The organism is Enterobacteriaceae endosymbiont of Donacia simplex, from assembly GCF_012568645.1.
Taxonomy (GTDB): Bacteria; Pseudomonadota; Gammaproteobacteria; order Enterobacterales; family Enterobacteriaceae.
In genome coordinates this window covers 430264-452367 of record NZ_CP046192.1, presented here as the reverse complement: position 1 = coordinate 452367, position 22104 = coordinate 430264, and the positions used below count along the sequence as shown (strand labels likewise).

The 22104-nt window shown below is 18.1% G+C and carries 20 protein-coding genes; 9 read left to right on the top strand and 11 right to left on the bottom strand.

The window, feature by feature from the left end; all coding sequences use genetic code 11:
* Positions 1-3: 3 nt before the first annotated feature.
* From GJU00_RS02180 to ppa, 3 genes are all read right to left on the bottom strand, one after another.
* Entirely contained in the window at positions 4-1731 is a 1728-nt protein-coding gene (locus GJU00_RS02180) for an ABC transporter transmembrane domain-containing protein (protein WP_168893667.1), read from the bottom strand.
* A 73-nt stretch (positions 1732-1804) separates the two neighbouring features.
* Entirely contained in the window at positions 1805-3052 is a 1248-nt protein-coding gene (eno, locus tag GJU00_RS02175) for a phosphopyruvate hydratase (RefSeq protein WP_168893666.1), read from the bottom strand.
* A gap of 163 nt (positions 3053-3215) precedes the next feature.
* Complete coding sequence (gene ppa / locus GJU00_RS02170; protein WP_168893665.1) at positions 3216-3758, bottom strand: inorganic diphosphatase; 543 nt, start codon at positions 3756-3758, stop codon at positions 3216-3218.
* 159 nt (positions 3759-3917) lie between these two features.
* On the opposite strand from ppa, the gene rpoZ reads away from it, so the two are divergent.
* On the top strand, positions 3918-4169 hold the full coding sequence (gene rpoZ / locus GJU00_RS02165; protein ID WP_168893664.1) for a DNA-directed RNA polymerase subunit omega: 252 nt from the start codon (positions 3918-3920) through the stop codon (positions 4167-4169).
* Positions 4170-4244: 75 nt separating this feature from the next.
* Here the strand turns inward: rpoZ and gyrB are convergent, their stop codons facing one another.
* Both gyrB and dnaN read right to left on the bottom strand, forming a co-directional pair.
* The gene (gene gyrB, locus GJU00_RS02160; RefSeq protein ID WP_168893663.1) at positions 4245-6656 is read right to left on the bottom strand and encodes a DNA topoisomerase (ATP-hydrolyzing) subunit B; all 2412 of its coding nucleotides are present in this window, start codon (positions 6654-6656) and stop codon (positions 4245-4247) included.
* Between the two features lie 38 nt (positions 6657-6694).
* Complete coding sequence (dnaN, locus tag GJU00_RS02155) at positions 6695-7816, bottom strand: DNA polymerase III subunit beta (protein ID WP_168893662.1); 1122 nt, start codon at positions 7814-7816, stop codon at positions 6695-6697.
* Between the two features lie 150 nt (positions 7817-7966).
* On the opposite strand from dnaN, the gene rpmH reads away from it, so the two are divergent.
* The 5 genes from rpmH (at position 7967) to mutM (ending at position 12390) form a co-directional block, all read left to right on the top strand.
* The gene (rpmH, locus tag GJU00_RS02150) at positions 7967-8119 is read left to right on the top strand and encodes a 50S ribosomal protein L34 (protein WP_168893661.1); all 153 of its coding nucleotides are present in this window, start codon (positions 7967-7969) and stop codon (positions 8117-8119) included.
* 2 nt (positions 8120-8121) lie between these two features.
* Positions 8122-8469: a ribonuclease P protein component gene (gene rnpA / locus GJU00_RS02145; protein ID WP_168893660.1), complete on the top strand. Its 348-nt coding sequence runs from the start codon at positions 8122-8124 to the stop codon at positions 8467-8469.
* Positions 8470-8544: 75 nt separating this feature from the next.
* The gene (yidC, locus tag GJU00_RS02140) at positions 8545-10176 is read left to right on the top strand and encodes a membrane protein insertase YidC (protein ID WP_168893659.1); all 1632 of its coding nucleotides are present in this window, start codon (positions 8545-8547) and stop codon (positions 10174-10176) included.
* Positions 10177-10201: 25 nt separating this feature from the next.
* Complete coding sequence (mnmE, locus tag GJU00_RS02135) at positions 10202-11566, top strand: tRNA uridine-5-carboxymethylaminomethyl(34) synthesis GTPase MnmE (protein WP_168893658.1); 1365 nt, start codon at positions 10202-10204, stop codon at positions 11564-11566.
* Between the two features lie 5 nt (positions 11567-11571).
* A complete protein-coding gene (gene mutM / locus GJU00_RS02130; protein ID WP_168893657.1) occupies positions 11572-12390 on the top strand; it encodes a bifunctional DNA-formamidopyrimidine glycosylase/DNA-(apurinic or apyrimidinic site) lyase in 819 nt (272 codons plus the stop codon).
* Positions 12391-12409: 19 nt separating this feature from the next.
* Here the strand turns inward: mutM and potC are convergent, their stop codons facing one another.
* From potC to argS, 5 genes are all read right to left on the bottom strand, one after another.
* Entirely contained in the window at positions 12410-13210 is an 801-nt protein-coding gene (gene potC / locus GJU00_RS02125) for a spermidine/putrescine ABC transporter permease PotC (protein ID WP_168893656.1), read from the bottom strand.
* Complete coding sequence (gene potB / locus GJU00_RS02120; protein WP_168893655.1) at positions 13203-14069, bottom strand: spermidine/putrescine ABC transporter permease PotB; 867 nt, start codon at positions 14067-14069, stop codon at positions 13203-13205. The genes potC and potB overlap by 8 nt, the downstream gene beginning before the upstream one ends.
* Positions 14044-15171: a spermidine/putrescine ABC transporter ATP-binding protein PotA gene (gene potA, locus GJU00_RS02115; RefSeq protein ID WP_168893654.1), complete on the bottom strand. Its 1128-nt coding sequence runs from the start codon at positions 15169-15171 to the stop codon at positions 14044-14046. The genes potB and potA overlap by 26 nt, the downstream gene beginning before the upstream one ends.
* Before the next feature lie 42 nt (positions 15172-15213).
* Positions 15214-16311 (bottom strand): tRNA 2-thiouridine(34) synthase MnmA, encoded by a 1098-nt coding sequence (mnmA, locus tag GJU00_RS02110; protein ID WP_168893653.1) that lies wholly within the window; start codon positions 16309-16311, stop codon positions 15214-15216.
* A 75-nt stretch (positions 16312-16386) separates the two neighbouring features.
* Positions 16387-18120, bottom strand: a complete 1734-nt coding sequence (gene argS / locus GJU00_RS02105) for an arginine--tRNA ligase (protein ID WP_168893652.1) — start codon at positions 18118-18120, stop codon at positions 16387-16389.
* Positions 18121-18534: 414 nt separating this feature from the next.
* On the opposite strand from argS, the gene aspS reads away from it, so the two are divergent.
* The 3 genes from aspS to ruvC are packed head-to-tail and all read left to right on the top strand — an operon-like array spanning position 18535 to position 21538.
* The gene (aspS, locus tag GJU00_RS02100; RefSeq protein ID WP_168893651.1) at positions 18535-20280 is read left to right on the top strand and encodes an aspartate--tRNA ligase; all 1746 of its coding nucleotides are present in this window, start codon (positions 18535-18537) and stop codon (positions 20278-20280) included.
* Between the two features lie 35 nt (positions 20281-20315).
* Entirely contained in the window at positions 20316-21029 is a 714-nt protein-coding gene (locus GJU00_RS02095) for a YebC/PmpR family DNA-binding transcriptional regulator (RefSeq protein ID WP_168893650.1), read from the top strand.
* Between the two features lie 38 nt (positions 21030-21067).
* The gene (gene ruvC, locus GJU00_RS02090) at positions 21068-21538 is read left to right on the top strand and encodes a crossover junction endodeoxyribonuclease RuvC (RefSeq protein WP_168893649.1); all 471 of its coding nucleotides are present in this window, start codon (positions 21068-21070) and stop codon (positions 21536-21538) included.
* 59 nt (positions 21539-21597) lie between these two features.
* On the opposite strand, the gene crr is transcribed toward ruvC, so the two are convergent.
* Positions 21598-22101 (bottom strand): PTS glucose transporter subunit IIA, encoded by a 504-nt coding sequence (gene crr / locus GJU00_RS02085; protein ID WP_168893648.1) that lies wholly within the window; start codon positions 22099-22101, stop codon positions 21598-21600.
* Between the last annotated feature and the right edge of the window lie 3 nt (positions 22102-22104).

Genomic DNA, 22104 nt, shown 5'->3' with positions numbered 1-22104 from the left:
ATTTTAATAAATTTTTTTTTTAAGATTTAAAATATTTTTTTTAATCTTACCATTTTTCATATACCAAATTATATTATAATAATTAATGTTATATATTTTATGTGTAATTGTTATACTAATTTTTAATGGTGAGATATTTTGTTTTATTGATTTAATAATATCAAATTGACTTTTAATATCAATATTAGATATTGGTTCATCTAATAATAATATTATATAATTTTTAATTAACGCTCTAGCAATTGCAATTCTTTGTATTTGACCTACTGATAAATATATATTTTCTTTATATAAAGATGTATCTATTCCTCTAGGTAATTTTTTTAAAAAATTTATTATACCAATTTCTTTCATAATTTTTTGTATTTTATTATTATTTAATTTTTTTTTAAAAAATAAATTTTTTCGGATTGTTATAGCAGGTAATTTAGTGTTTTGTTTCACACATGAAACTTGTTTATACCAACTATATAAATCTATATCTTTAAATTCAATATTATTAATTTTAAATGAACCATCATAAGGTAATATACCTAAAAATACATTAAATAATGTTGTTTTTCCACATCCATTTGGACCAATAATAACTATATTTTGTCCAGAAAATATTTTAAAAGATATAGGACCTATCAATATATTTCCGTTTTTATCTTTAATAACTAAATTTTTAGCTTTTATTACTAATTTATTTATTTTTTTTAAGAAAATCTTTTTTTTATTTTTTAAATTAGTATATTTTTTATTATTTAATAATTTTATAATATTATTAGCAGCACCAATTGCTTTAGATTTTATATGATATAATAATCCTAAATTACTAAAATTTTGAAAATATTCAGAAATTAACATTAATATAAAAAAACTATGTAATATTTTAATATTTTTATTATAAAAACCAAAATTTATGATATGTAAATATGTAAAACTAAAATACATAATAATAAAAGCTAAAGAAATAGAAGAAAAAAATTCTAAGATAGCTGAAGTTAAAAAAATAATTTTTAATATTTCAATATTTTTTTGCCTATATTTTTCTATATAAAAAGTAATTTTTTTTATTTCTATTATAGATAGATTAAATAATCTAATAGTTTCTATGCCTTTTAATCTATCAAAAAATAATCCATTTAAAATAGATAATATTTTAAAATTTTTTTTATTTTTTTTAGTTGCTTTTTTCCCAATTAATATTATAAAAAAAAATGCTATTATACTAACAATAATTAATACTATATCTATAATCCAACTAATATAAAATATAGTAGTTAAAATTATTAATATTACTATTTTAGTAGTAAAAAAATGAGGTATATATTGATTATAATAATTTTGTAAATTTTCTACTTGATTTATAATTAATGATATATCAGATCCTGATGTTTGATCAGTAAAGTGTTTATAGTATATAGATGTTAACTTCTTTAAAATTTTTTTTCTAATAGAAATTTTTATTATTTGACTATAATAAAAATTAATCTTATTTATTATAATATTTATAAATATCTTTATTATATAACATAAAAATAATATTATATAATAATAAAAAATTTTATTTTTATTTTCTTTTAAAAAGAAAGTTTGTATTTGTTTAGATAATATCCAATTTTGAATAATTAATATACATATATTAATAAAATTTAATAAATAAGATATTTTTAAGAAATTTTTAGCAAAAAAACTTTGTTTTTTTAACCATAAAATTATTTCTTTTTCTGTATATGTTGTTTTCATTTTAAATTATAAATATAATAAAATAATATTTTACTATGTTGTATATATACACAACATAGTTTATAAAAATAATTTACAATTTTTCTTCAATTCTAATTAATTGATTATATTTTGCATTTCGATCCGAACGACTCATTGAACCCGTTTTAATTTGATCAGCATTTGTTCCTACAGCTAAATCTGAAATAAATGTATCCTCTGTTTCTCCAGATCTATGTGAAATAATAATTTTATACCCTGCTTTTTTAGCTATTTTAATAGTTGCTAATGTTTCTGTAAGAGATCCAATTTGATTTAATTTTATTAAAATAGCATTAGCAACTTTATTTTTGATACCTTTTTTTAAATATTTTTTATTAGTAACAAATAAATCATCTCCTACTAATTGTATTTTATTACCTAATATTTTTGTTTGATATATAAAACCATTCCAATCATTTTCATCTAAACCATCTTCTATAGAAGTAATAGGATATTTCTTAATTAAATTATATAAAAATTTTGTAAATTCTTTTGAAGAAAGATTAAGATTCTCACTATTTAAATAATATTTATTATTATAAAATAATTCTGAAGCAGCACAATCAATTGCAAAAGTAATATCTTTTCCAAGAACAAGACCGGCGTTATTAACTGCTTCTGACATCATGTTAAATGCTTCACTATTATTTTTTAAATTTGGAGCATAACCACCTTCATCTCCAACAGAAGTAATTAATTTATTCTTTTTTAGTACAATAAATAAATGATGAAATACTTCTGCACCATAACGTATAGCTTCTTTTATATTTTTAGCACTAATAGGTTGAATCATAAATTCTTGTATATCTAAATTATTATTAGCATGTTTACCACCATTAATAATATTAATCATTGGTAATGGCATAAAAAATTTTTTTTCTGTATGATTAATATTACTAATATATTGAAATAATGGAATATTGTTAAATAATGCAGAAGCTCTAGCATTAGCTAAAGAAACAGCTAAAATTGTATTAGCTCCAAAATTAGATTTATTTTCAGTATTATCTAGATTAATCATGATTTCATCAATATTTGATTGATTTAATGAATTTTGATTAATTAAATATTTATTAAAAATAGTATTAATAATTTTAACAGATTTTAAAACTCCTTTACCTAAAAATCTTTTTTTATTTCCATCACGCAATTCTATTGCTTCTTTAGAACCTGTTGATGCTCCAGAAGGAACGGAAGCCATACCAATTATATTATTATTTAAATGTACTTCCGCTTCAATAGTAGGATATCCTCTAGAATCAATAATTTCTCTACCTACTATTTTTTTTATTTTAGACATCTTATTTCCTTAATAAATTAATAATATAAATAATATATTATTTAAAAATTTTTCATAAAGAGTATATTAATATTTTATATATTAACAAACTTAATATTTATATTGATAAAATAAATATAATAAATTTTAATTTAATAAAATAATAATATAAATTTATAGAATATTAATTAATATTATTTTTCTGTTGAAATCTTTTTATAGAAAGTAAAATTTCCTTTTTTGCTTGAAAAATATCTCCCCAATCATTTACTTGACACCATTTTTTTGGTTCTAAATCTTTATAATGTTTAAAAAAATATATAATCTGTTTTTGTAATAATATAGATAAATCATTTATATCTTTTATTAAAGCAAATTCTTGAGAAATTTTATCATGTGGTACTGCAATTATTTTTTTATCATCTCCAGATTCATCCTGCATATTTAATAAACCTATAGGACGACATCTTATTACAGATCCTGGTATAATTGAATATTTAGTTATTACTAATACATCTAATGGATCTTTGTCTAAAGATAAAGTATTATTTATATATCCATAATTAAATGGATAAAATATAGGTATATTTATAAATCGATCTACGAATAATATTCCATATTTTTTATCAACTTCATATTTTATCCCATTAGAATTAGAAGATATTTCAATAATTACATTAATATCATTAGGAATATTTTTACCAGAAGGTATATTATTAAAATTCATACAATAATTTCCTTAAAATATAAAAAATGTTTTAAAATATTAAAATTTTATGTTTTAAAAAAACATGATATAATAATTAACATATTTAATATTATATTACTTTAAATAAAATTAATAATTTAATTTATTAATTTTTTTATATAAAATGGTTTATTAGTTATGGCTAGAGTAACTGTAGAAAAAGCTGTTAAAAAAATAGGTAATAGATTTGATTTAATTATAATAGCATCTAAAAGAGCAAGACAAATTCAAATCAGAGGTAAAATTCCGTTATTACCTGAAAAAAATGATAAAACTACTATTTTAGCATTAAGAGAAATTGAACAAGGATTAATAAATAAAAAAATAGTAGATAATTATGAAAAAAATATAGATAAAAAATTTCAATCTGTTGATTTATATAATTATTAATCTATTTTTTCATAAATTATGTTTTATAAAAAATTTTTATTATTATTTATAAATATTATTCTTTAAATTAATATATTAAATATCAATATTAGTTACTTTTAAAGCATTATTTTTTATAAATAGTCTTCTAGGTTCAACTTCATCACCCATAAGAGTAGAAAATAATTTATCTGCTTTTATTGCATCTTTAATTGTTACTTTTAACATATTTCTAGTTAAGGGATTCATAGTAGTTTCCCATAATTGACTAGGATTCATTTCACCTAATCCTTTATATCTTTGCACAGTAAAACTTTTTTTTGATTCTTTTAATAACCATTCTAAGCCTTCTTCAAAAGAGTTAATATATTGATATTTTTTACCTTTTTCTACACGAAAAATTTTTTTTTCCTTTAAGGAAATTAATTTATTACCTAATAAACATATTTTTTTATATTCATCACTAATAAAAAAATTATAATTTAATAAATATTTATGTGTATTACCATATTTATTTTCATAAATTATTGGTTCAAAAATATTTTTCTGTATATTTTTATATATATTTCCTGAATAATCAACATTATTATATTTTTTATTTAAAAATAGTAATAAATTATTTATCCATAAATTTACATTATCATAATTATTTAATTTTTCTAATTTTATATTATATAATATTGCATCTAATATTTTATTAGAAAAAATATATTTTGAAGTTTTTATATTTTTTTTTATAATATTATATTCATTAACTAATATTCGTAATTTTTTATCTGATAATATTTTTTTTGTATTTTTAAAAAAAAATATAGCTTTATTTAAAGCTATATTTAATGTAAAAATTTCCATTTCTTCATTATTTTTAATATATAATTTTTGATTACCTTTTTTGATTCTATATAATGGAGGTTGTGCAATATATATATATCCTTTTTCTATAATTTTAGGCATTTGACGATAAAAAAATGTTAATAATAAAGTACGAATATGTGCTCCATCTACATCTGCATCTGTCATTATAATAATATTATGATATCTTAATTTATCTAAATTATATTTTCCAGAATAGATATTACAACCTAAAGCAGTAATTAATGTAATTATTTCTTGAGAAGAAATAATTTTGTTAAATCCAGCTTTTTCTACATTAAGAATTTTACCTTTTAAAGGTAAAATTGCTTGATTTTTTCTATTTCTACCTTGTTTTGCTGATCCTCCTGCAGAATCACCTTCTACTAAATAAATTTCAGATAATTTTGGATTATTTTCTTGACAATCAGATAATTTACCTGGTAATCTAGATATACTAAGGATGTTTTGATTTTTTATAATATCTTTTGTTTTTCTTGCTAAATCTCTTATTTTTGCCGCATGTATTATTTTTTCTATTATTTTTTTAGAATCACTAGGATTTTCTAATAAAAAAAACATTAGTTGTTGATTAACATAACATTCTACTAAAGATTTTATTTCTGATGAAATTAATTTATCTTTAGTTTGAGAAGAAAATTTAGGATTTGATATTTTAATAGATATAATTGCAATTAAACCTTCTCTTGTATCTTCTCCTGTTATATTTATATTTTTTTTTTTATTATAACCTTCTTTATCTACATATAAATTAATTGTACGTGTTATAGCTGATTTTAATCCAGATAAATGAGTTCCTCCATTTTCTTGTGGTATATTATTTGTAAAACAATATATTTTTTCTTTAAAAGAATTATTCCATTGCATAACAATTTCTATATTTACTTTATTACTTTTTTTATGGCAATAAAAAATATTTTTATGGATAAGACTATTATTTTGATTTAAATATTTAATAAATTCTTTTATACCTCCATAATATTTAAATGAATTATATTTATTATTTCTAGTATCATTAATTGAAATAAATAATCCTGAATTTAAAAATGATAATTCTCTTAATCTTTTAGATAAAATTTTATAGTTAAAAGTCTGAATATTTGTAAATATATTATAATTTGGCCAAAATCTAATTTTAGTGCCTGTAGTTTTACTTATACCAATAATTTGTAATTTATTTTGTGGTACTCCATAATAATATAATTGTTTATATAATTTTCCATTTCTTTTAATAATTAACTTTAATTTTTTAGATAATGCATTTACTACAGAAATACCTACACCATGTAATCCTCCTGATAATTTATAAGATTTATTATTAAATTTACCGCCCGAATGTAATATAGTCATAATTACTTCCGCTGCTGATATTTTAGCTTCTTTATGAATATCTGTAGGGATACCTCTTCCATCGTCACTAATAGAAATAGAATTATCGTTATAAATAATAATATTTATATTTTTACAATAACCAGAAAGAGATTCATCTATAGCATTATCTATAACCTCAAATACCATATGATGGAGTCCGGTACCATCATCTGTATTTCCAATATACATTCCTGGTCTTTTTTTAACTGCATCTAATCCTTTTAAAATTTGAATGCTTGATGAATCATAATATTTATTTTTCAAATTTAACTCTCATTTTTTTATAAAAAATAATACAATTTTTAAATTTTCATTGGCATAATTAAATAAATTTTATTTTTTTCATAATTATCTTCTATTTGAATACTAGAAATATTATTAGTAAAAGAAATTTTAATAATACTACTTTCTAAGACATTAATAACATTAATTAAATAATTAATATTTAATGATATATTAATATTATATTCTTCACTATTATTATGTTTTTCTATTTCTAATGTTTCTTCAACTCTTTCATTATTAATATTACTACTAAATATTTTTAAATAATTATTATTAAATAATAATGTTATTCCTTTAGTTCTTTCATTAACTAGAATAGATATTCTATTTAAAGAATTTTTTAATTCTATACGATTAATTTTTATTACTTTATAAAAAAATTTCGGTATAATTTTTTTATAATTAGGAAAATTACTTTCAATTAACTTAGATATAAATTTTAAATTATTAAAAACAAAACAAATATTATTACGATTAATTCTAATATTAATTAGTTCATCAGTATTATTAAGTAGTTTAAATAATTCAAAAATACTTTTTTTAGGAATTATAACATAATAATCAATAATTTTTTTATTTATAATATAAGTGTAAATAGATAATCTATGTCCGTCAGTAGATACAATATTTAAAATATTATTTTTAATTTGTAATAATAAACCGTTTAAATATTTTCTTACATCATTATCTGCTATTGAAAAATAAGTAGCATATATAAATTTTTTTATTATCTTATCTTTAATATTAAAATCTATATCATATTTTATAAAATCTATAGTAGGAAAATTATCTACCGGTAAAGTAGATATTTTAAAAAAACAATTTTTTGATGATATAATTGCTTTATTATTACTAAATAATATTGTTATTTCAGTATTTTTAGGTAAACTACGACATATATTATAAAATTTTTTTCCTTGAAGTATAACTGAATATTTTTTTTTATTATTTTTATTTTTAATAAATGATGTGATTTCAATTTCTAAATTAGTACTTTTAAATAAAATTATTCCATTATCCATAATTTTTATTAAAATATTATTAATAATAGGATGTATAGATTTATTATTAATAATATTTGTTACATGTTTTAATGGTTTAATTAATAGTTCACGATTAATAATAATATTATTTTCCATTATTTTATATTTTATAAAAAATTATAATAAAATTTTTTTTATAATTATAACATAATTAAATTTTTAATTATCTAAATTAAAAAATGATATATAAAATACAAATTTTATGTAATAATTAATTTATTTAAAATATGTATAAATATAAATTTTATGAAACGTACTTTTCAACCATCTGTATTAAAAAAAAAAAGATCTCATGGATTTAGAAATAGAATGAAAACAAAAAATGGTAGAAAAATAATAAATCGTCGTCGTAGTAAAAATCGTATGTATTTAAGTATTTCAGACAAAAGATTAAAATAAAAATGAATAATTTAAATTTTTCTAAAAAAAAACGTTTAACTTCATTAGATTTTAATTTTGTATTTAATAATCCTATTAAATCAAATAATAAATATTATACTATTTTAAGTAAGATAAATTATATGCAATATTCTCGTATAGGTATTATTATTCCTAAAAAAATAATTCAAAAAACAAACTTGAGAAATAAATTTAAAAGAACTATACGTGAATATTTTCGTTTGAATCAATATTCATTTATTATTATGGATTATATTATTATTATAAATAATAAAAATATTTTAAAAATAAATAATTTTTTTTTAAAAAAATATTTAGAAAATATATGGAATTTTTTTAAAATAAAATAATTTTTTTTAAAATAATTATTATTTTTAAGTTATAATTATTTTTAATATCAAATAAATTTAAATGAGCATAAAATAATGAATTCAAAAAATAATATTATTATAATTATTTTTTGTTTATGTAGTGTTGTTATTTTAGGTAATTGGCAAAAAATATATAGTTATATTAAAAATAACACAAAACCAGTTATTAATGAAAATATAATAAATATAGATAATAAATATAAAAATATTTCCAATATTACTAAAAATAATAATATTTTAGTAAAAACTAATAAATTTCTCTTACAAATTAATCCTTATGGAGGTACTATTGAAAAAGTACAACTATTAGATTATTTAGATAAATTAAATTCTAAAAAATTTTTTACTTTATTAAGAAAAAATTGTGATTTTATTTATCAAATAAAAAGTGGTATAGTCCAAAAAAATAATTTAAAAAAAAATAAATTTTTTAATCAAGATTTTAAATTTTTTTCAAAATCATATAATTTTAATTTTAAAAAAAATAAAAATATATTAAAAATACCTTTATTTTTTATAAAAAAAAATATTTTGTATATAAAAATATTTTCTTTTACAAAAGACACTTATTTAGTAAATATTAGTCATCAGATTTTTAATAAAAGTAAAAAACCTATTCGTTTAGGTATATTTGGTCAAATAGATAAATCTAGTTATACTCCTAAAAAATATTTAGATCACCAACAAAATAATATTTCTACTAATATGTTTAATAATGTAGCTGTTTCTACAGAAAATAATAAATTTAAAAAATATAAATTTTCTAATATTTTAAAAAATAAAAAAATAAATATTTCTGCTAATTCTGGGTGGATAGCTATGTTACAACAATATTTTACTTCAGTTTGGATTATTCCTAAACTTCCAAAAAAAAATACTATATATATAAAAAAATTGTTTACTAATGTTATTAGTATTGGTTTTAAATCTGCTAATTATTTAATTTTACCTGGGAAAAAATATAACTTTTCATCTAAATTATGGATAGGTCCTAAAATTCAAGAAAAAATGTCTAAAATTGCACCTTTTTTAGATTTAACTATAGATTATGGTTTTTTTGGTTTTTTATCAAAACCATTATTTCAATTATTGAATTTATTATTTAATTTAATAGGAAATTGGGGTTTTTCAATAATTATAATTACTCTAATTATAAGAATATTAACATATCCTTTATCAAAACAACAATATATAGCTATTGCTAAAATGAATTTTTTACAACCAAAAATTAAAAAAATTAAAGAAATTTTTGGCGATAACAAAGAAAAATTTACCAAAGAAATAATTTCATTATATAAAAAAGAAAATTTAAATCCATTATCTGGATTTATACCTTTTATTATACAAATGCCTATTTTTTTGTCTTTATATTATACATTAACTAATTCTGTAGAATTAAGGCATGCTTCATTTATTTTTTGGATAAAAGATTTATCATCACAAGATCCATATTATATTTTACCAATTATAATGAGTATTACTATGTTAATAATCCAAAAAATTTCTCAGAATAGTTTTAATAAAGATAGTATACAAGAAAAATTTACATATATAATACCTATTATTTTTAGTTTATTTTTTTTATGGCTTCCTTCAGGATTAGTTTTATATTATATAGTTAATAACTTAATAACTATCTTACAACAAAAATGGATTTTTTATACAATACAAAATAAATATTATTAAACATAACTATTTTATTATTTAAATTATGGAAACAAAAAAATATACGATAATTGCAAGAGCAACTCCTTTGGGACAGGGAAGTATAGGAGTTATAAGAATATCTGGAGATAAAGTAATAAATGTAATAAAATATACATTAAAATTAAATTATCTTAAACCAAGATATGCACATTACTTACCTTTTTTTTATAAAAATAAGATTATAGATAAAGGTATAGTAATTTGGTTTCCAAAACCTAATTCTTTTACTGGAGAAGATATTTTAGAAATTCAATGTCATGGAAACCCTATATTATTAGATTTATTAATCAATAACATATTAAATATTTCTGGAATTAAAATGGCATCTCCAGGAGAATTTTCTAAAAGAGCTTTTTTAAATAAGAAATTTGATTTAACTCAAGCAGAGGCAATTTCTGATATTATTTCTGCTAATTCAAAAGCAGCTGTATTTTCAGCAATGAATTTAATGAATGGTAAATTTTCTTTATTATTAAAAGAACTTAAAAAAATAATTATTAATTTAAGAAGTCAAATAGAATCTTTTCTTGAATTTGATTATGAAATTAATTTTGCTCTTTTTTGTAAAAAAATTTTGATAAAAATAGAAAAATTATTAAAAATTTTAATAAATATTATAAAATATGTAACAAATGGTATTAAAATTAAAGAAGGAATTAAAATAATATTAATTGGTCCTCCTAATGCTGGTAAATCTAGCTTAATGAATTTAATTACTAATAAAAATGTTTCTATAGTTACTAATATTCCTGGAACAACTAGAGATATTTTACATGAAAATATTTATATAAATTCAGTTCCTGTTGAAATTATAGATACTGCTGGTATCAGAGATACTGATAATCAAATTGAAATATTAGGTATTCAAAAAACTCTTAAAGAAATTAAAAATTCTAATTATTTATTTTTTATAATAGAAGATAAAATATCAGAAAAACATTTATTTCAAATTATAAAAAAATATTTAAAAAAATTTATTAAAAAAATTCCTATAATTATAATACGTAATAAAATTGATATAACAAATAATATTCCTGGAATAATATATAATAATAATTATACAATTATAAAAATATCTACTAAAACTAAAAAAGGAATTTCAATTTTAATGAATTTTATAAAAAAAAAAATTATATATACTAATACAAATGAAGATCAATTTACAGCAAAAGAAAGACATTTAAATTCTTTAAATAATATCTATAAATATCTTATAAAAGGAAAAAATAATTTTTTAAATACAAATTCTATAGAATTATTATCTGAAGATTTCAGATTAATACAAAAAGAATTAGATTCTATTACTGGAAAATTCTATTCTAAAGATCTATTAAATAATATTTTTTCTCAATTTTGTATTGGTAAATAAAAATTATGCCTGAATTACCTGAAGTAGAAGTAATTAAAAATATGCTAAAATCTTTATTAAAAGGAAAAATAATTAATTATTCTATAATTAGAACTAAGAAATTAAAATATGTTGTTCCTAATAATATTATTACAATTAATAATCAAAAAATTTTAGATGTTAAAAGAAGAGGTAGATATATAATAATAATTCTATTAAAAAATACAATTATTATACATTTAGGTATGACAGGTATATTATCTATTATTAATAATAAAAATATTAATTTATATCATAAACATGACCATATTGATCTAATTATAGATAATCATTTAATTTTAAGATATACAGATATTAGAAAATTTGGATTTTGGTTATGGGAAATAAAAAATTATCAAAAAAATATATTTTTAAAAAAATTAGGACCTGAACCATTAAAAAATAATTTTAATAGTTTATATTTATATAAATATACAAAAAAAAAAAATATTGCTATTAAAATATTATTAATGGATAATAAAATTGTGACAGGAATAGGTAATATATATGCTAATGAATCTTTATTTTTATCGAAAATATCACCGATTCGTATATCAAATACTTTAAATTTACAAGAAATTAACATATTAGTTAAAAATATCAAATATATTTTATATAGATCCATAAAATATGGAGGTTCTACTATAAATAATTATAAATTACCTAATAATAATACTGGAAATTTTTCTAAATATTTTTCTGTATATGCTAAAAAAGATAAATTATGTCCAATATGTAAAACAAAAATTATTAGAATATTTCAAAGAAATAGAAGTACATTTCTATGTTATAAATGTCAAAAATAATTATTTTAAAATAAAAAAACTAATCTAATAAAGATGTAATTTGATTATATGTTTTATATCTTCCTAAAATAATTCTACTCATAATAACTAAAAATAAAGATATAATTATTAATATTGTTGCCAGAACATTAATTTCCGGTGTAATACCTATTTTTGACATTGAATAAATTTTTAAAGGTAATATTTCATATTCAGGACCTGTGACAAAAGTTGATATAGTTATATCATCCATAGATAAAGCAAAACTCAATAACCAACTAGAAATAATAGTTGGAGATATAATTGGAAAGATAATTTTTGTTAAAATAATTATTTCACTAGCACCTAAATCTTTTGCAACTTCTATTATACGATTGTCAAAATCTTGTAATCTAGAATGAATAGTTATAACTACATATGGAAGACAAAATGTAATATGTGAAAATAATAAAGACCAAAAACCTAAAGAAAAATTAAATAAAATAAATAATAATAACAAAGAAATACCCATTACAATGTCAGGAGAAATAATTACTATAAATAATAAAGTATTTATAAACGATTTAATATGTATATTATAATGGTATAATGATAATGCAGTTAATAATCCGATAAATGTTGTAAAAGTAGCAGTAATAAAACCAATACATAAAGAATGATATGTTACTTCTAATAAAGAATAATTATGTATAATTAATTTGTACCATTTAGTACTAAATCCTTGCCATATAATACCAAAACGTGATGAATTAAAAGAATTGATTATTAATAAAATAATAGGTATATAAAAACAAAAATAAATTAGATTTATAAAAATAATTCTACAAATATGTTTAAACATTTTTTTTAAATTCCTTTTTATTTAAAAAATTAATAGTTTTAAAATATAATATTAAAAATATACCCGTAAATAATGTTACTATTGTACTAGTAGCAGCTCCTAATGGCCAATCTCTAATGTTTAAAAATTGGTTTTTAATAATATTTCCAATTAATAAATTTTTAGATCCCCCCATTAAATCAGAAATATAAAACATACCCATACTAGGTAAAAAAACTAAAAGACATCCTGCAATAATACCTGATGTAGTTAAAGGTATTATAATATGAAAAAATATTTTCCAAGATTGGGCACCTAAATCTTTTGCTGCTTCTATACAAAATTTATCTAATTTTTCAAGACTAGAATATATAGGTACTATCATAAAAGGGAGTAAAATATATACTAATCCTAGTATAACGGCAGTAGAAGTATAAATTATATGAATAGGAGAATTAATAATTTTAAAATAAAGTAAAATATTATTTAACCAACCATTAACTCCTAAAAATATTTTTAAACAATATATTCTAATTAATGAATTAACCCAAAATGGTAAAAATAAGAAAAATAACATTAAAGATTTTTTTTTATTAGATATTTTTGTTAAACACCATGCAAAAGGATAACCTATTAAAAGACATATAAATGTTGTAATAAAGGAAATAAATAAAGAATTTATAAAGATTTTAATGTATAGAAAATTAAATAAATTTACATAATTATTAAAAGAAAATCTAAATATAAATAAATTATAATTTCCTTTTTTTAAAAAACTAATGATAATTATTATTATATTAGGTAATAAAATAAATAAAAATAACCAACTAATAATTATAAAAATTATAATTTTTTTAATATATTTCATTATTTTTTTCATAAGGTAATACAACCTCCCATGTTTCTACCCAATTAATTAACATTTTTTGATTTAAAGAATGTTCAATGTAATGATCATTTTCATTAAAAAATTGACTTACAGTAATAATTTTCCCATTATTAAGTTTTAAGATAGATTCTAAAGTCATTCCTTTATAATTTTTTTCTTTTATATAACCAATTAAACCTGTAGTTAAATCAGTTTTATTATTAATCTTTTTAATTCTTAGATCTTCTGGTCTTAATAAGACATGTATTTTTTCCCCAATAATAATTGGAAATGGAACTTTAATATTACATATATAACCTTCTAAATTAGCTAATACTTGATTATTATCAAATTTTTGTAAAATTTTAGCGTTAAAAATATTTATATCCCCTATAAATTTAGCAACAAATAAATTTTTAGGTTCTTCATATATTTCCCTAGGAGTACCATCTTGTTCTATTTTACCATTACGTAATAAAATAATACGATCTGAAATACTTAAAGCTTCTTCTTGATTATGGGTAACAAATATAAAAGTAATACCTAATTTTCTTTGTAAAGCTTTTAATTCATTTTGCATTTTTTTACGTAATCTATAATCTAATGCTGATAATGATTCATCTAATAATAATATTCTTGGTTTATTAATTACAGCTCTTGCTATTGCAACTCTTTGTTGTTGACCTCCAGATAGTTCGTGTGGTTTATTATTTATAAAATTTTTTAATTGTACTATATCTAAAATTTTTGCAACTTTATTATTTATTTCTTTATTTGTCTTTTTTTGCATTCTTAACCCAAAAGCTATATTATCAAAAACAGACATATGAGGAAATAATGCATAACTTTGAAAAACAGTATTTATTTGTCTTTGTTCTGCTGGATATTTTGTTATTTCTTTTTGATTTAGAAAAATATAACCACTATCAACTTTTTCTAAACCGGCTATTAAACGTATAATAGTTGTTTTACCAGAGCCAGAAGGTCCTAATAAAGTAATAAATTCTCCATCATTAATACTTAAGTTTAAATTAGAAATAATTTTTTTACCTAAAAATGACTTATTAATATTAATTAAATTAATTAGTATTTTTTTAAAATTTTTTTTTTCCATAACAATACTCTATATAAAAAATATTAAAAAAATTTATTTTAGTTAAATTAATGGGATTCCTTTTTCAATAATTCCACCTCCTAAACAAATTTGTCCATAATAAAATACAGCTGATTGTCCTTTTGTAATACAAGAAATAGGATTATATAAATATACTTTAATTTTATTTTTTTTTAAAAAGATAATTTTACACTTAACTTCTTTCTGTCTATATCTAGTTTTAACCGTATATTTTTTTTTTATATCTTTTGGTATAAAGTTAATCCAATTAATTTCTTTTACTATTAATCCAATAAAATATAAATACAAATTTTTTCTACCTTGTATTGTAACTAAGATATTTTTTTTTATATTTTTTTTATAAACATACCATGGTTTATTTTTGAAATAAACAGAACCTCCTATTCCAATACCTTTTCTTTGTCCTATAGTATAATGAATTAATCCTTTATGTTTACCGATAATTTTTCCATTAATATTAACTATATTACCTGGTTGAGAAGATATATATTTATTTAAAAAATTAGGAAAATTCTTTTCACCTATAAAACAAATTCCAGTAGAATCTTTTTTATTAGCATTAACAAATTTTAGTTTATTTGCAAAATATCTTACTTCTGTTTTTTTTAATCCACCTATAGGAAATAAAATTTTTTTTAATTGTTTTTCTTTTATTGTATATAAAAAATAACTTTGATCTTTATTAGAATCAATTCCTTTTAATAAAAAAAAATTATTTTTTATTTTTTTACGACGTACATAATGACCTGTACTGATAAAATCAGCTCCTAAGTTATTAATAGCAAAATTCATAAAATATTTAAATTTAATAATTTTATTACATAAAATATCAGGGTTTGGGGTATTTCCTTTTTTATATTCAAGAAGAAATTTTTTAAATACATAATCCCAATATTCAGATGAAAAATTAATTTTATGTAGACGAATTTTTAATTTTTTACAAATGTTTTCCGCGTCATGCAAATCTTTTTTAAAATTACAAGTATTATTTATATCATCTTCTTCCCAATTTTTCATAAATAATCCTTCTACTTGATAATTTTGTTTTTTTAATAACCAAGCAGTAAAAGAAGAATCTATTCCACCAGACATTGCAACTATAACTTTTTTTTTTAACATAAATTATCTAAAATAAAAAATTTTATATACTAAATTAAACAGTAATATTTTTTTAAAAAAAAATATATCTATTTTTTATATTTTATTTGTAGTTTTTATTCCTAATAAATATAATCCTTTTTTTAAAAATAAAGATGTTAAAAAAACTATTTTTAATCTGCTAATTTTTAGCATATCATCTTTTAAATTTAAAATGTTACAATTTTCATAAAATGAAGTAAATAATACCGTAATATTATATAACCAATTACATAATATATGTGGAGTACCTTTTTCAACAATTTTAAAAATAATTTCTTCAAAATCTAAAAATGATATAACAAGATTAAATTCATAATGAGTAATGAAATTAATTTCTAAATTTAAAAATTTTGTTAAATTAATATTAGATTTTTTTAATAAAGAAAAAGCTCTTACATAAGCATATTGAATATATAAAGATGTATTTCCATCTAAAGATAACATTTTATCCCAATTAAAAATATAATTGTTTATTCTATTTTTAGATAGATCGGCATATTTTATTGCTCCAATACCAATAATATGAGACAATTCTTCTAATATTTCTTTTTTAATAAAAGGATTTTTTTTAATAATTATGTTTTTAGCTCTAATAATAGACTCTTTTATTAAATCATTTAATTTTATATTATTTCCTTCTCTTGTTTTAAAAGGTTTATTTTTTTTATTTAAAATCATACCAAACATATGATGTTCTAATTTCATATTAGAAGGTACATATTTAGCTTTTTTAACTATTTGAAAAATTTGTTTTAAATATTGATTTTGACGTGAATCTACATAATAAATAATTCTATTAGCTTTAAATTGTTCATAACGATATTTAATACATGCAATATCTATTGTTGCATAAAGATATGCTCCATCTTTTTTTTTAATAATAACAGCCATTGATTTTCCTTTTATATTTTTTGTTCCTTTTATCGGAACAACAACAGCTCCATTATTATTAATGGCTATTCCCTTTTTTTTTAAATCAATGATTATATCTGATAACATATCATTATATATACTCTCTCCCATAGTATCATGACATGTAAGTTTAACATTAAGTTTTTTATATAATTGATAATTATAATTCATAGTAATATCAACTATTTTTTTCCATATTTTTAAACAATAAATATCCTTTTGTTGTAATTTAACTACATAAAGTTTAGATTTTTTTGCAAAATTGACGTCTTTAATATATTTTTTTTGAGCTTTTTTATATAATTTTTCTATATTAGAAAGTAATAAATCAATTTTTTTATTTTTTTTAAGATTTAAAAAAGCTATAATTATTCCAAAATGTGTACCCCAATCACCAATATGATTTGATTTAATCACATTATGACCAACAAAAGATAGAATTCTTACAATAGAATCTCCTATAATTGTAGATCTTAAATGACCTACATGCATTTCTTTTGCTATATTAGGACTTGAATAATCAATAACAATATTTTCAGATAAAATTTTTGTTGTTAATCCTAATTTTTTAGACATTATTAATAAATTAACTTGATTTGATAACCACTTATTGTTAATAAAAAGATTAATATATCCTAATTTAGATATTTTAATTTTAGATATTATATTTTTTATATTTAAATATTTTACTACTTTAGTAGCTAAAATATTAGGATTTATTTTTAAATAGATAGCTGCAGATATAATACCATTAACTTGATAGTGTCCTATTGTTTTTTTCTTACATGAACGTAATATTGGACTATATTTTTCGGGGATACCTATTTTAATCATAGATTTATGAATTTTTTCTGAAAGAATTTTTTTTATATTCATATATCTCCTATTTTATTATTTTAACACTTTATATAACTATTATAGTTATTAATAATATTTAAAAAAACAAAATTATCTTCTTCAAAAATTTTTCTAAAATAATTTATTATTTTTTATTTTAAACAATTTAATTATTAAAATAAATTATTTATTTTTATTTATTACAATATCATATTTTTTTTTCAAATTTTATTTAATATTTTAAATTAATTAAAAATTATTTAAAATAAAAAATTATTAAAATTAAAAATAATGTATATTATATACATATAAAATACTTTATTAATTATTTTATTTAATATTTTTTCTATACGATAATAAATTTTATCTAATAAAATTTTATTTTATAAAAATATATTTTATATATAACTAATTTAGTTATATAATAACTATTTTTTAATAAAGGATTTATAAATGAAAAATAAAATTTATTGTGGGGAAATTAATAAAAATCATATAAATAAAGAAATAATTATTTATGGTTGGGTAGATAGTTATAGAAATTTAGGAAAATTAATTTTTGTTAATATAAAAGATAGAGAGGGTATAATTCAAGCTGTTTTTAAACCTAAATACAAAATAGCTTATAGTATAGCAGCTACATTACGTAATAATTTTTGTGTTAAAATAGAAGGTAAAATAGTAGAAAGAGAGGAAAAAAATAAAAACTTAAATTTATTAACTGGAGAGATAGAAATTATTAGTTTTAATATAGATATACTAAATAAATCTAAATCATTGCCTGTTGATCTTAATATGAATAATTCAGAAGAAATTAGATTAAAATATAGATATTTAGATTTAAGAAAAAAAAAAATGATTAAAATTTTAAAAAAAAGATCTAATATAATGAGTTATATTAGATCTTTTTTAGAAAAAAAAAAGTTTTTAAATATTGAAACTCCTATATTAACAAATGTAACATCAGAAGGTTCAAGAGATTATTTAGTACCAAGTAGAATTCATAAACATAATTTTTATGCATTACCTCAATCTCCACAAATTTTTAAACAATTATTAATGATTGCTGGATTAGATCGTTATTATCAAATTGCTAAATGTTTCCGTGATGAAGATTTACGTTCAGATCGTCAACCAGAATTTACACAAATTGATATAGAAGTATCTTTTATTACATTAAAGAAATTTCAAAATTTTATAGAAAAAATGATTTTTTATATATGGAAAGATATAAAAAATATATATTTAAATAAATTTAAAATTTTAACTTTTAAAAAATCAATGGAAGATTTTGGTACAGATAAACCTGATTTAAGAAATAATTTAAAACTTATAAATATAAGTAACTTATTTAAAAAAAGAAACAAGAATAGAATAATTTCAATTTCTATTAAAAATAAATATTTATATAATACAAAGATAAAATATTTAAATAAATATATAAATTTTATTAAAAAATATGGTACAAAAGATTTAACTATATTACAAGTAAATAATAATAAATTAATAAATATTTTAAACATAAAAAATAATTTTATTATTAATTTAGATAATGAAATAATTAAAAATATTATTTATAAAAATAATTGTTATAATGGTGATATTATTTTTATTGGAACAGAAATTATACATGATAATATATCTTCAATGGGACAATTACGAAAAAAATTGGGAAAAGATTTTAATCTTATAAAAAATAAGGAATGGGCTCCATTATGGATAATAGATTTTCCTTTATTTCAAAAAAATAAAATAGGAAAATTAGTTTCAATGAATCATCCATTTACATCTCCAAAAAACTGCTCTATAAAAAATATAGATAGTCTTTTTAAAGAAGATCCTTTTCAAATAATATCTAATTCATATGATTTAGTAATTAATGGTTATGAAATAGGAAGTGGTTCTTTAAGAATAAATAATTATAAACTTCAAAAAAAAATATTTAGTTTTCTTCAAATAAATAAAATAATACAAAAACAAAATTTTGGTTTTTTTTTAGAAGCTTTAAAATTTGGAACACCTCCACATATAGGAATAGCTTTAGGATTAGATAGATTAATCATGTTATTAACTAATACGAATAATATTCGTGATGTTATTGCATTTCCAAAAACTACATCAGCAAGTTGTTTATTAACTAAATCTCCATATACAATAAATGATAATTTTTTAAAAGATTTAGGTTTATCATATTTATGATAATAGTAATTTAATAATAAAAGGAATACAATTGTATGTCCGGACACAGTAAATGGTCTAATATGCGTCATCGTAAAAAATTACAAGATAATAAAAAAGATAAAATTTTTTCTAAAATTATTAAAGAATTACATTCAGCAATAAAAATAGGAGATAGTATTAATCCACAATATAATTCTAAATTACGTTTAATTATAGAAAAAGCATTATCATATAATATGAAAAGATCAATTATTAAAAATATTTTAGAAAAAAAAAATAAAAATAATAATTTATTAAAAGAAATATATTATGAAGGTTTTGGTCCTGATAATATTGCATTAATGATTAAATGTTTAACAAATAATCATAATAGAACTATATCTTTTATACGTAATATGCTAAATAAAATTGGAGGAAGTTTAAAACAACAAGGTGCAGTTAATTATATATTTAAAAAACAAATATTTGTTTCATATTCATATAAACATAATTTAAATTATATTATCGATATAGCAGAAAAATTACAAGCAGATGATATTTTATTTAATAAAAAAAATATTCAAATCATTTTTTCAAAAATAAAATATAAATTTCTTACTAAAGAAATAAAAAAAATTAAAATAGAACCAATAAAAATTAATTTATTTATAGAACCATTTATAAAAAAAAAAATAGATATTTTTACAAAAAATAAATTAATAAATTTTTTATATTTATGTAAAAAAAATAATGATATAAAAGATATTTATCATGATGCTGATATTTAATAAATAAATATTTTTAAAAATTTAAAAGATAAAATATTATGACAATAATTTTAGGTATTGATCCAGGTTCTAGAATTACAGGATATGGTTTAATTAAAAAATTTAAAAATAAAATTATTTATATTGATAGTGGTTGTATTATTACTTTTAAAATTAAAGATTTTCCTACCAGATTAAAAGTAATTTATAATGATATAAATAAAATAATAAAAAAATTTAAACCTGATATCTTTGCTATAGAACAAATTTTTATGTCTAAAAATGCAAATTCTGCTTTAAAATTAGGACATGCAAGAAGTGCAGCTATAGTATCAGCTGTAAATAATAATTTGACTATTTTTGAATATTCAGCAAGTAAAGTAAAAATGATTGTAGCAGGTATTGGTAATGCAAAAAAAAAACAAGTACAAGATACAATATTTACATTATTAAAACTACATGACTATCCTCAACAAGATGCAGCTGATGCCTTAGCAATTGCAATTACACATAGTCGTATATATTTATAAAAAAATATTTTAACAATTTTATTAATTATTTTTTATTATTAAAATTTTTTTAAAAAAGTTTATTTATAAACTTCTAATATAGGATCAATACCAGCTATAACATTTCCTGAATATTTTTTTATTTTATTAATTTTTTCAATATTAGAAATTATTACAGGAGTATATATGGATTTAGCATTTTTTTTTAAAAAATTTAAATCTATTTTAATAATTATTTCACCTTTTTTTACTATATTATTTTTTTTTAAATTAAATTTTCTTATAAACCCTTTACCTTTTAAATTTACTGTATCAATTCCAAAATGGACAAATAACTCAATTTTATTATACGTTTTTATTGAAAAAGCATGATTAGTTTCAAATATTTTACCAATTACTCCATCAATAGGAGCAACTATAATATTCCCAGTTGGATTAATAGCAATACCATCTCCTATAATTTTATCAGAAAATACAATATCAGGAACTTCTTTTATATCTATTATATTTCCTGAAATAGGAGCAAATATTTTAGTCATTTCAATTTGTTTTTTTTTTTTAAAAAAATTAGAAAAAATATTCATTTT